The 12,800-nt window shown below is 33.8% G+C and carries 13 protein-coding genes; 10 read left to right on the top strand and 3 right to left on the bottom strand.

The genetic code is table 11. The features are described 5' to 3' along the window. Positions 1–18 precede the first annotated feature (18 nt). Complete coding sequence (locus T537_RS0103580) at positions 19–720, top strand: 3'-5' exonuclease (protein ID WP_031556339.1); 702 nt, start codon at positions 19–21, stop codon at positions 718–720. Between the two features lie 52 nt (positions 721–772). Here T537_RS0103580 and T537_RS0103575 read toward each other — a convergent pair whose 3' ends face one another. From T537_RS0103575 to T537_RS0103565, 3 genes are read right to left on the bottom strand one after another with little or no spacing between them, the layout of a single operon-like run. Then, the gene (locus tag T537_RS0103575; protein WP_031556337.1) at positions 773–2,203 is read right to left on the bottom strand and encodes a sensor histidine kinase; all 1,431 of its coding nucleotides are present in this window, start codon (positions 2,201–2,203) and stop codon (positions 773–775) included. A gap of 11 nt (positions 2,204–2,214) precedes the next feature. Continuing rightward, entirely contained in the window at positions 2,215–2,925 is a 711-nt protein-coding gene (locus tag T537_RS0103570) for a response regulator transcription factor (RefSeq protein WP_031556335.1), read from the bottom strand. Positions 2,926–2,940: 15 nt separating this feature from the next. After that, positions 2,941–5,313: an endonuclease MutS2 gene (locus T537_RS0103565; RefSeq protein WP_031556334.1), complete on the bottom strand. Its 2,373-nt coding sequence runs from the start codon at positions 5,311–5,313 to the stop codon at positions 2,941–2,943. A gap of 166 nt (positions 5,314–5,479) precedes the next feature. Here T537_RS0103565 and T537_RS0103560 point away from each other — a divergent pair, with 166 nt between their 5' ends. From T537_RS0103560 to T537_RS0103520, 9 genes are all read left to right on the top strand, one after another. Continuing rightward, positions 5,480–6,718, top strand: coding sequence for a S1C family serine protease (locus T537_RS0103560; RefSeq protein WP_031556332.1), 1,239 nt, complete (start codon positions 5,480–5,482; stop codon positions 6,716–6,718). Between the two features lie 33 nt (positions 6,719–6,751). Continuing rightward, on the top strand, positions 6,752–7,690 hold the full coding sequence (locus T537_RS0103555; RefSeq protein WP_027436956.1) for a 3'-5' exoribonuclease YhaM family protein: 939 nt from the start codon (positions 6,752–6,754) through the stop codon (positions 7,688–7,690). Positions 7,691–7,772: 82 nt separating this feature from the next. Next, a complete protein-coding gene (gene rlmD / locus T537_RS0103550; protein ID WP_031556330.1) occupies positions 7,773–9,260 on the top strand; it encodes a 23S rRNA (uracil(1939)-C(5))-methyltransferase RlmD in 1,488 nt (495 codons plus the stop codon). Between the two features lie 108 nt (positions 9,261–9,368). Next, a complete protein-coding gene (locus T537_RS0103545) occupies positions 9,369–9,881 on the top strand; it encodes an NUDIX domain-containing protein (RefSeq protein ID WP_031556329.1) in 513 nt (170 codons plus the stop codon). Between the two features lie 5 nt (positions 9,882–9,886). Continuing rightward, positions 9,887–10,291 carry a histidine phosphatase family protein gene (locus T537_RS13250; protein ID WP_081823245.1) on the top strand — a complete coding sequence of 135 codons (405 nt, stop codon included), beginning with the start codon at positions 9,887–9,889 and terminating at the stop codon, positions 10,289–10,291. A gap of 292 nt (positions 10,292–10,583) precedes the next feature. Beyond that, positions 10,584–10,880, top strand: coding sequence for a hypothetical protein (locus T537_RS0103535; protein ID WP_031556326.1), 297 nt, complete (start codon positions 10,584–10,586; stop codon positions 10,878–10,880). A 30-nt stretch (positions 10,881–10,910) separates the two neighbouring features. Beyond that, positions 10,911–11,765 carry a KilA-N domain-containing protein gene (locus T537_RS0103530; protein ID WP_031556325.1) on the top strand — a complete coding sequence of 285 codons (855 nt, stop codon included), beginning with the start codon at positions 10,911–10,913 and terminating at the stop codon, positions 11,763–11,765. Between the two features lie 101 nt (positions 11,766–11,866). After that, positions 11,867–12,322, top strand: a complete 456-nt coding sequence (locus T537_RS0103525) for a GNAT family N-acetyltransferase (RefSeq protein ID WP_031556324.1) — start codon at positions 11,867–11,869, stop codon at positions 12,320–12,322. A 9-nt stretch (positions 12,323–12,331) separates the two neighbouring features. Then, positions 12,332–12,736, top strand: a complete 405-nt coding sequence (locus T537_RS0103520; protein WP_031556323.1) for a GNAT family N-acetyltransferase — start codon at positions 12,332–12,334, stop codon at positions 12,734–12,736. The last annotated feature ends 64 nt before the right edge of the window (positions 12,737–12,800 follow it).

Here is a 12,800-nt window from a genome sequence, read left to right as displayed (position 1 = left end):
AAGGAATAGATTAATAAAATGATAAATGAAATAATAGCGCTTGATCTTGAAACATCAGGTATTAGTCCTAGTAATGATCATATCATTGAAATAGGAATGGCAAAAATTGTAAATGGTGAAATTATAGATAGATATAATCAGTTAATTAATCCGGGACATGAGCTTAATTATAGAATTACTGAGATTACTGGTATTACAGATCTTGATTTAGTTGGTAAACCAAGTATTGAGAAAGTTATTAAAGAAGTTGTTGAATTTATTGGCGATGGAATAATACTTGGACATAATGTGGCTTTTGACTACAGCTTTTTAAAGGTTGCTGCATCACAATCCAAATTAAAAATACCTAATAAGGTAATTGATACTCTTAAGATATCAAGAAAGCTTTTAAAAAGTCTTCCTAGTAGAAAACTAACAGACCTTTGTGAGCATTTTAATATTGATCCTGGTAATTCCCATAGAGCTTATGATGATGCCATAAGTGCATACAGATTATATGAGAAGTTAGCTATTCTTGCCCCAGAAGAGGAACTTATTAATCAGCCTACTGAGGTAAGCTATAGTATAAAAAAGACATCACCTATTACACCAGCCCAGGAAAGGTATTTAAATGCTTTATGCATGCAACATGGTGTTAGATTAAATAAAGACATAAAGGAATATACAAAAAGCGAAGCATCAAAAGAAATAGATAGAATCTTATCTACTTTTGGTAAATAAGAAAAAAGCCTAAGTTTGGGAGTTTTAAGAGTCCCAAAACTTAGGCTTTTAATTATTGTTTTCCTGATTTTGCTAATTCTAGTGTAAAGGTAAATTCTGTACCGCCGCCCACTGTACTAACTACATCGATGGTTTCATCATGGGCATTAATAACTTCTTTAGTTATTGAAAGTCCAAGGCCAGATCCTTTCTTATCTCTGCCTCTTGAAGAATCTGATTTATAGAATCTATCGAATATCTTATTGAGGTTTTCTTTAGGAATTCCACAACCGTGATCCTTAATGGATATAAAGGCTTTTTCACCACGCTCTTTAACTGTAATTGCAATGGTTGAGTGATCTGGGCTAAATTTAATTGCATTATCTATTAGGTTATAAATAACCTGTCCTATCTTACTTTTATCTCCCTTTACTAGTTCCTTAGAATTGGCATAAATAATAGAAAAATTAATATGTCTATCTTTACATTTACCTTCGAAGGTTTCAATTGTGTGTCGTATAATTGAATTTAAATCAAAGGTAGTTATTTCAAGTCTAACTGATTTTGGATCAAGTTCGTTTAGAGTTAGGATATTACTTGTAAGTTTAGTTAATCTATCTGTTTCAAATAGAATAATTCGGACATATTTTTTTATCATCTCTGGTGGAACAGTTCCGTCTTCAATTGCTTCAAGATATCCCTTAATTGATGTTAGAGGTGATCTAAAATCATGAGAGATATTTGAAAGAAATTTTTGCTGGAACATATCCATATCTCCAACTTGACTTGCCATATATTCTAGGGACGAGCTTAGGCGTCCGATTTCATCTGCATTTTTAATATTGGTTTTATATTTAAAGTTTCCTTTACCATATTCTTCTGTTGCACGTATAAGCTTTTTAACTGGCTTATAAATTTGAAAAAAGTAGACAATTACAAAGGCAAGGGAAAGAACTAATACAAATCCTAAGGCAATATAATTTATATAAAAAGTTGAATTAACTTTTCTTGCTAGCGCATCATCAGACATACTTACAACTACGTATCCCTTAACTTGATATGTGTATGTAATTGGAGCGTATACATTAATAGCTGGGGTATCAAAAACTCCATAGAAATCGCTGTGGTCAGTATAATTACCATTTAGATTGCCATAATTAAAGTCCTCTATGTAATATAGTCCATTTATAAATTCATTGTATGATCCTTCATATCTAGTATCTAGAAGAACCATTCCATCAGGATTAATAAATATTATTCGTGTATCGCTTAGCTTAGAAATAGTGTCTAATTCCACCTCTATTGTTCTTAAATGGGATTCGCTAAAGTAATCAAAGGTGTATTCAGTGGATATATTAGTTGCCAGAGAATACATGTCTGCTGTGTGTCTTTTGTATTCTTCTTGATAATGTAATTTGTAGCAAATAGTATTTACGAACACAAGACTTAAAACAAGTATAACCACATAAATTACTATGTGTTTATAAAGCATTTTGTATCGCATCTTATGCCTCCTTAAATTTCGTTCTTCTCTACAAATTTATATCCGATTCCCCAAACTGTTTCAATTGACCAATTTGCGTGATCTTTGATTTTTTCACGAATTCTTTTTATATGAACATCTACGGTTCTTGTATCTCCTGCATATTCATAACCCCAGATATTATCAAGAAGCTGTTCTCTTGTAAAAACCTGGTTTGGTGCTGATGCAAGGAAAAAGAGTAATTCGATTTCCTTAGGTGGCATATCTATGGTTTTTCCTAAATAGGTTACTGTGTAATTATCAAGATTAATAAGTAAATCCTTGAATTCTGCACGTTTTGAAATTGAGCTTTCTGTTAATGAAAGCTGTGGTAAATGAAAACGTCTAAGGACTGCTTTTACTCTTGCTACTAGTTCTTTTGTTTCAAATGGCTTTATCATATAGTCATCTGCTCCAAGTTCAAGGCCAAGAACCTTATCAAAAGTCTCGCCCTTAGCAGATAGCATAATAATTGGAACGTTGCTTTTTTTTCTAATTTCCTGGCAAACCTGATATCCATCCATCCCTGGTAACATTAAGTCTAGTAATATAAGGTTTGGCTTAAATGTAGAAAATTGTGATATTGCACTTTCACCATCATAAACAATAAGAGTTTCGTAGCACTCTTTGTTTAAGTAAAGAGCTATTAATTCTGCTATGTTTTCGTCGTCATCAACTATCATTACCTTCTGTTTAGTTGCCATTTTAGTATCCTCCGTTTATTTAAAATCTACTATTGTAACGCCTGCGTCGCCTTCTCCTATGTTTCCTAAGCGGAAGCTTGCAATATAAGAAACACCTCTAAGATATGATGTGATACCATTTCTTAGGGCACCTGTTCCTTTACCATGTACAATTCTTACCTGAGGAATCTTAGCAATATAAGCATCATCAAGATATTTATCTAGGATGGAAATTGCCTCATCTACAGTGTAGCCTAGTAGATTAATTTCTGGTTTAATATTAGCAGCTTTACCAACTTTAATTCTACTTGTGCCAGTGGATGATTTTGAAGAATTAGCCTTAGCATCCTCTGGGTCTTTGTAGTTTTCTAGTATTTCTAGGTTTTTGATAGGCATTTTTGTACTTAAACTACCTATAAGGACATTTACCTGCTTTTTTGATGGGTAAATATCTGTAATTCTACCAATAACATTCATAGTAAGTACGCGTACATACATACCCTTTTTAAAGTCTTCAATATTAGAAGATGTATGTTTAGAAACTTTGGTTGGTTCAACCTTTAGTTTCTCATTTCGCTTATTAATCTTAGTTCTAACTTCAGTTCTGCGCTTTTCAAGTTCTTTAACTGACATACCGGTTTTATTCATTACCTTAATTGTTTCATCGGCATAGTCTTTAGCTTCCTGTAAAATAGCAGCAGCTTGTTCATTGGCACGTCTAAGAATCTTATCCTTGCTTTGATCGATTCGTTCGTTTTTAGATTGAAGTTTTTCCTTAAGACTTTCAATTTCTTCTTTATATGAAGCGATTTCTTCTTTTTCTTTTTCAAGTCTAGCTCTTGTATTCTCAAGGTCTGTAACTAAATCTTCGAATTTAATATCGTCTTCTTCAAGTCGCTTAGTAGCGTCATTTAAGATAAATTCTGGAAGACCTAGCTTTTTAGAAATAGCAAAGGCATTACTCTTACCTGGTACACCAATTAATAATTTATATGTTGGACTTAAAGTCTCTACATCAAATTCACAGCTGGCATTTTCAACCCCTTTAGTTGTTAGGGCGTACATCTTAAGCTCAGAGTAGTGAGTTGTAGCCATTGTTGTAACGCCATTATTTTTTAAGTGATTAAGAATTGATGTAGCAAGAGCTGCACCTTCAGTAGGGTCAGTACCTGCACCAATTTCATCAAATAGTACTAATGAGTTGCGGTCTGCGTTTCTTAAGATTGAGACCTGGTTTGTCATATGAGATGAGAAAGTTGAAAGAGATTGCTCAATACTTTGTTCATCTCCAATATCTGCGAAAATCTTATTAAATACTGCAATGTCTGAATTTTCTAGTGCAGGAATATTAAGACCTGCTTGTGCCATTAATGTAAGTAAACCTACAGTTTTTAATGAAACAGTCTTACCACCTGTATTAGGACCAGTAATAATAAGTAATTTAAAATCTTTTCCAAGATAAATATCTATTGGAACTACCTTTTCAGGGTCAATAAGTGGATGACGTCCCTTATTGATATTAATAATTCCATTAGTGTTCATCTTAGGTTTGGCAGCGTTCATTTTTCTTGAAAGATTGCCCTTTGCAAAGCATACATCAAGGGATACTAAAATCTCATAGTCGCTATGAATTGCATCCTGAAATTGTGCTGCGTTCTCGCTTAATTTAGCAAGGATTACTTCAATTTCAGCTTCTTCTTTTAATTCAAGTTCACGTATTTCGTTGTTAAGTTTAACAACTGATGCAGGTTCAATAAAAAGTGTAGAACCTGTTGATGACTGGTCGTGTACCATTCCTGGTACTTGAGATTTATATTCAGCCTTAACAGGAAGGCAATATCTGCCATTTCTTGATGTAATGACGTAATCTTGAAGACAGTTTCTAACACTTGTGCTATTTAAGAGTCTATTTAATTCTTGATGAATCTTATCTGCGCTAAGTCTTTTGCTTCTACGAATATCACTTAATGTAGCTGAAGCCTCATCTGCAATTTCATCTTCTGCAATAATACAGCGCTTAATCTGATTATTAAGGCTTGTTACTGGATCTAGTGAATCAATTCTTGGCTGAAGTGAGTCATCTCTGTATTCATAAAAGTCCTTAATATGCTTAGCAAGACTTAAAATATCGCTAATGTTAAGTAATTCTCTTGCATTAAGGGAACTGCCCATCTTAAGACGCATAAGGCTGTCTTTAATAGATCTTACTTTACTAAAATCTGGACATCCTTTTTGATATATCCTTGATAGGGCATCGTTAGTTTCCTCTAGATTATTGTTTATTATATTAATATCTGTTTCTACTTTTAATTTGCTAAGTATAGCCTTGCCGCCATTAGAAGAGGCAAGAGATACTAGTCTTTCCTGTATTTTGTTAAATTCTAAAGTATATAAAGCTTTTTTGTTCAAAAAAATTTCTCCTAACTATTTACATAATCACTAATTAATTTTATCTTATTTTAAGGTAAAAAACCATAATCTTGTGTATAATATTAACATAAATGTCATAAATAATTCATTAAGCTTGGATATACTTAAGCTAGTGAATAAGGTTTGTAATTTAGAGAGGAAAGATATGTCCGAAGATAAAAAGGAAACAAATGACTTTGAACTTTATACAGAAACTGTAGTTCAAAGCCCAAAAAGAAAATATAAAAAGCTATTATTAAGAATAAGGGCTTGTGTAGTTATTCTTTTAGCCTGTATTATTGCTTTTGTAATATGCAGAATAACATGGCCTATAATAAAACAGAAGATAAAAGAAAAAACCACAGAGATTATCTATATTGAGAAAGACGATTATAAAGAATATAAGGATGATCAATATAGTGAAGATATAACTGATGGTGTTGGTGATGACTATGATAATGCCATGCGAAATATTAAGTCTAAAGTAGATGTATGTACTAAAAGTATTATTACGGTAGATTATGAAAATACAGATATTGAATCAGAATTAAATGATAGTGATTCTTATAGGATGCCAGCAGTGATTGTTGGAAACATTAATTCTGAATATATTGTATTAACTAATTCTGCAATAAAGGATAATAACAAGCAGAATAAAAAAATAGTAGCTAAATTTAATGATGGTAGTGAAGCAGCCCTTAAATATGTGGGAAGCTATGATGAGCTTGGATTTAGTTTATATAAATTTAGTGCAAGTGATGTGTCAACTGATACAAAGAAGTCTATAGCTATTGCAGATTTAGGAAATTCCTATTTAATAGGTCAGGGAGATATGTTAATTGTTGCAGGTAAGATGCATGGTGAGGTTAGTTCGGTTAATTATTGTACAGTATCAGGATTAAATATAAGTTACCAAACAGATAATGGATATGAGATTATTGAAACTAATCTAACCAAGGATAGGGATGATTATTCATTTCTTTATAATGACTTAGGTGCCTTAGTTGGAATCTATTTTAAGAGTCCTGATTCGACAATTAAAGCAATTGGAGTCTCTGATTTAAAGGGAATCTTACAGGAAATGATTAATAAACATGGATACCTATATTGTGGTATTACAGCACAAAATATAACTAAGGATTTATCAGCTAAATATAATCTTCCAATGGGAGTTTATATTATGTCTGTTGATGTGGGTTCACCAGCATATATGGCAGGTTTACAGGCTGGTGATTTAATAACTAAAGTTGATAATGAATCGGTTTTGACAATTCAGCTATTTAGTGAGAAACTATATCAGAAATCAGATGGAGAAACTATGAGATTAACAGTTAACAGAAAAGATAAAGAAGGTTATTCACAGCTTAGCTTTGATGTTAATGTTAAACTTATCCAAAATATATGATATTAGAAAGGATGGCATTAGCCAAGAAAAAAGATGAAATATATTGAAAGCTTAAATGATGGAGAAAGAGTGTCAGAGGTTTATTTAGTTAAATCGAAGAGTATTGCACTTACAAGAACAGGAAAAGAATACGGAAATGTTATTCTTACAGATAAAACAGGTCAGATTGATACTAAGATTTGGGATTTAAATTCAGGTGGAATTTCTGAATTTGAAGCAGGAGATTTTGTTGCTGTTTCAGGCCAGATTTCAAATTATAATGGTTCACTTCAGTTTAAAGTGGATAGAATTAGAGTGGCAAATGAAGATGAATATGAAATTTCAGATTATGTACCATCTACAAGATTTAATGTAGAGGATATGTATAAGGAATTATTGTCATTTGTAGATAGTGTAAAAAATGAGCATCTAAAGAAGCTTCTTAATGCATTTTTTAGAGAAGATGAGGTGTTTATTAAGAATTTTAAGAATATTTCTGCTGCAAAAACAGTACATCATGGATTTACAGGTGGTTTATTAGAACATTCTTTATCAGTTACAAGACTTTGTGATAAGATGGCATCTAACTACGATTTTTTAAATAGGGATTTACTTATAAGTGCTGCTATGCTTCACGATGCAGGTAAGACTAAGGAATTATCAGAATTTCCAAAGAATGATTATACAGATGAGGGAAATTTCCTTGGACATATTGTGATTGGCTATGAAATGGTTATGGATAAGATTAAGGCTATAGACTCTTTCCCAGAAGTACTTAAATTAGAAATGGGACATTGTATCTTAGCTCATCACGGTGAATTAGAATATGGCTCACCAAAAAAACCATCAATTGCAGAAGCTGTAGCTTTATCTATGGCTGATAATATTGATGCTAAGTTAGAGACTTTAAGAGAAGCTCTTGAAGCTAAAGATACTAATGATTGGATTGGATATAATAGATGGCTTGATGCTAATATTAAAAGAACAGTTTAATTAGCAGAAACTAAAAAGACATTAGACTAAACAGCTTGTAACAATATGTTGCAAGCTGAATTTATGTAAAGAAAGGATTAACATGTCATACAATAAAGGCGATATAGTTAAATTAAAAATAACAGATTTAGGTACTAGCGGAGAGGGTATTGGTCGAGTAGATGGTTATACAGTATTTGTTAAGGATGCATTAATAGGTGATGAAATTGAAGCTAAGATTATAAAGGCTAAGAAAAACTATGGCTACGGACGTTTAATGAATATAATCAAGGCAAGTGAGCATAGAATTGAAGCTAAATGTCCTGTGGCTAGACAGTGTGGTGGATGTCAGATTCAACAGATGAATTATAAGGCACAGCTTGATTTTAAGCGTTCTTTAGTGGAGGGTAATCTTGAAAGAATTGGCGGTTTCACAGGAGATTCTAAATTAGAGGTTCTTCCAGTTATTGGTATGGAATCTGAATTTAATTATAGAAATAAGGCACAGTATCCTGTGGGATTAAATAAAGAAGGCAAGATTGTTATGGGCTTTTATGCAGGAAGAACTCATTCAATTATTGATAACCAGGATTGTCTTATTGGTGCTAAGGAAAATGTCTACATTTTACAAAAAGTTAAAGAGTGGATGGAGGAAAATGATATCCCTGCATATGATGAAACTAAGCATAAGGGACTTGTTCGCCATGTGCTTATACGAACAGGCTTTACAACAGGTCAGATTATGGTCTGTCTTGTAATTAATGGAAATGGCTTAAAGGCAGAGCAGGCAGATAAGCTTAATGAGAAATTACTTTCAATTGATTTTAGTAAATTAAAGACAAGTGCTGCTTCAAGATTTAATGACTTAGAATCAGAAGAATTAAAAAAGGACTTAAAAGCTAAGGGTGATGGTGTTGCAAGAATTACATCTATTATGCTTAATTTGAATAAAAAGGACACCAATGTAATCTTAGGGGAAGAGTGTAAAACTCTTTATGGCAGCAGTTACATTGAGGACTTTATTGCAGATATTAAATTCCAGATTTCACCATTATCTTTCTTTCAGGTAAACCCTGTTCAGACCAAGAAGCTTTATTCTAAGGCTTTAGAATTTGCAGGTCTTACTGGAGGAGAAGTGGTATGGGATATGTATTGTGGAATTGGTACAATATCGCTCTTTCTTGCTAAAAAGGCAAAGGAAGTGTATGGGGTTGAAATAGTTCCTCAGGCCATTGAGGATGCTAAAAATAACGCTAAGATTAATGCCATCACAAACGCTAATTTTATGGTGGGTAAGGCTGAAGAAGTGGTTCCTGAAATCTATGGTAAAGATGGGGACGCTTCTGCAAAGCATCCAGATGTAGTTGTAGTTGATCCTCCAAGAAAGGGCTGCGATGAGGCACTTCTTAATACACTTGTATTAATGGCACCAAAAAGAATTGTTTATGTAAGTTGTGATTCAGCAACACTTTCAAGAGATCTTAAGTTCTTATGCGAGAAGGGCTTTAAGGTGGAGAAGGTGCAGCCTGTGGATATGTTCCCACATACTGTTCATGTAGAAAATGTTGTTCTTCTTTCCCAACGCCGTTAACCGTACACAGAAGATGATGTTGAGGAGTTTATACGTGCAATGCTATTGGTGGACGAGGAAAGTACGTTTGCATTTTCCAATACGTCCGGAAAAAGGAGAAACGGTAATATGAGAAGATTATTTACAATTGATCTTAAAGATTATAGAGAGGATTTCAGGATTTTCAGAAGACCGTCTGCTAGAGCAATCATACAAAGAGAAGGTAAACTTCGCATGGTATACAGCCCTGTCGAGAAGTATTATAAGTTTCCTGGCGGAGGAATTCACGATAATGAGGATAGAATAGATACGCTCATTAGGGAAGTGCGAGAGGAAACAGGTCTTGTTGTTATACCGGAAACCGTTAGAGAATACGGCAGCGTTTTGAGAAGACAAAATAGTGATAGAGATGAGGATACCATTTTTGAACAGGAAAATTTCTATTATTTCTGTGATGTAAGTGAAGCAAACATAGGGCAAGATCTTGACAGTTACGAGGAAAAACTGGAGTTCACTTTAAGAGATGTTGATATTGACGAAGCAATCCGGGTAAATGACGAGTATACTAGTGAGAATGTTTTCAATTATCAGATGATAAAGAGAGAGCTGCGTGTGCTTCAAATGCTGAAAGAAGAAGTGTAGATACTATCCAAGCGGCTGCTGATTATTTTTCTAAGAGTATCATCACGGATGAAAGATTCTGCGAGAGGAAGTGCGGTGAATACGGAAATGGAATGGGACAATTTTCTAAAAGGTGGACAAATTTTGATTATGCGGAGCAAGGTGGAGAATCCCTCAGTTCAACGAAGGAACGCAATGTCAATGCCTTATTTGACGTCCTTGACAGGTTTAATGGGAAAACAGTTGTCATAGGTACGCACGGAACTGCACTTAGCACCATTCTGAATTATTATGATCCAGCATTTGATGTGGATGATTTCCTTCGGTTCATCGATTGGATGCCGTATATAGTGGAATTATCATTTATAGGTCATGAACTGATAGATAAGAGGGAATTGGCTCATATTTATAAGGAATATCAAAAGTGTTGACTATATTTGTAGAGGCAACTCTAACAAATTTTAAGGAGGGCTTATGCCGTGGAAACAAGAAAAATAAAATCCGAATGAATGATGACACGATAAGGAAACGTTTACGTGTATATGTACCAATAGCCAGAGAAACTTATTTATACGAAAAAATTGGTGACCGACTCAAAGATTATTATAGTCAATGTTATCACAATCCAGGCTCAGGGATGTAGAAAAGAGCATGTGTCAAAAAGCAAGTTGACAGTAATACAGTGCAGGATTAAAATAGTGTCAGAAAGCGAGGTGGCACGAAATGAAAGTTACAACTCTTGATGAAGCCCTTAAGAGAATAAAAGAATTAGAAAAAGAGGTTGCCGAGCTTAAGGCGGAAAACGAAAAGCTTCGTAACCGTAACTTCGGTGGTCGAAAAAAACATGATGAAGCTTGGATGTCTGCATACAATGATTTCATTTTGAAGTATGAGAGCGGAAAGACTCTTGTAGAGATTGTTGCAGAAGGTGATGTCAGCCGGAGAACAGCTTATCGTTATCTAGCATATTACAGGGAATTGCAGAAAATTGCAGATGATTCAAAAATTGTTCGAAAGTGAACAATTTAATCGGATTTTATCGGAGGATATATGGCAAAGACAATAAAAAAAGAAACTATACATGCTGCAGGCATAGATATAGGTATTTACACAACTGATTTTAAGAATGAATTTATATCATTGACAGATATAGCTAGGTATAAAAGCATTGATCCTAGAATTACAATTCATAACTGGTTGCGCGGAAGAGACGTGGTAGAATTTCTTGGACTTTGGGAAATTTTACATAATCCTGATTTTAAACGTATCGATTTCGATACGTTTAAAGAAGATGCAGGTACAAATGCGTTTGTGTTTTCAATAAAGAATTGGAAAGATGAATTAGGCGCTATAGGTTTGTTCACAAAATCCGGAAGATATGGTGGTGGGATATATGCGCACATTGATATAGCTTTTGAATTTGCATCTTGGATTTCTCCGGAATTTAAGCTTTATATCATCAAAGATTACCAACGGCTCAAGTCCGACGAAAACAGCCGACTGTCTCTGAATTGGAATCTGAATCGTGAGATAGCAAAGTTGAATTATCGTATTCACACAGATGCTATTAAGGATAATCTTATTTTGCAGGAGCTTACACCGGAGCAGATTTCATATAAATATGCAAATGAAGCGGATATCCTGAATGTGGCATTGTTTGGTATGACGGCAAAACAGTGGCGTGAAAATAATACTGATAAGAAAGGTAACATTCGAGATGACGCAACGCTGAATCAACTTCTTGTACTGGCAAATATGGAAAGTTATAACGCAATTCTCATAGAACAGGGGAAAGCAATGTCGGAGCGTCTTGTATTGCTTAGAGAATTAGCTCTTAAGCAGATGGAAACTTTATCTGCTGTCAGTATGGATGCTATCAAAAGGCTTCCAGGAGGAGAGTCGTAAATGAAAAAAATGCCATATGCTTTCAGGTCCGGATTATACAATTTAGGTATGCTTTGAAATATTTTCGTATGGTATAAAAACAATCATAGGAGTGAAAAAACATGGAATATAGAGTGGCAACTTTGGATGATATTGATTTATTGACGGCGTCCCGTGTTAAAGTTTTAAGAGCGGCAAATAAGTTAGATGATTCTGTTGATATGACAGAGGTAGAAAAAGAATCTTACAATTATTATAAAAAGGCATTGGCTGATGGTACCCATTTCGCGATTCTCGTAATGGATGATGGTAAATTTATAGGGGCTGGCGGTGTTAGCTTTTATAATGTTATGCCGACTTATCATAATCCCAGTGGCAAGAAAGCTTACATTATGAATATGTATACAGATCCGAACTATAGACGACAAGGAATCGCGCACAAGACATTAGATATGCTTGTTAATGTTTCAAAAGAACGTGGAGTTAAACAGATATCATTAGAGGCAACAGATATGGGGCGACCTTTATATGAGAAATATGGCTTTGTTAAAATGGAATCAGAAATGGAATTAATTTAGGAGGTTGCGTTGGATATCAAATATACAGATAAACATGATTTTAATAAAAATGAATTAGAAGACTTATTTTTGTCAGTTGAATGGTCTTCAGGTCATTATCCGGAAAAACTATGCGTTGCAATGAAAAATTTCAACACAGTTTTTTCTGCCTACGATGGGGACAAATTAGTCGGAATGGTTTGCGCCATGGATGATGGAATAATGAATGCATATGTCCATTATTTGTTAGTTAATCCAGAATATCACAATCAGATGATTGGCAGAACACTAATCAATAAGATTAAAGATAAGTATCAGGATTATCTTAGAATAGCTGTAATTGCTTATGATAATGAAATGCATTTTTACCAGAATTGTGGTTTTGAAAAGAGTAATGATGCATCGCCAATGTTTATAACATCTTTATGGACATAAGGAATATCTGTAATTAAGTATTTAATAAAGCAATAATGAAAAATGGGCAAAGGAGAATATCCAA

It is taken from the genome of Lachnospira multipara LB2003 (assembly GCF_000702205.1).
Lineage (GTDB): Bacteria > Bacillota > Clostridia > Lachnospirales > Lachnospiraceae > Lachnospira > Lachnospira multipara_A.
This window is presented reverse-complemented; position numbering and strand designations above follow the sequence as displayed.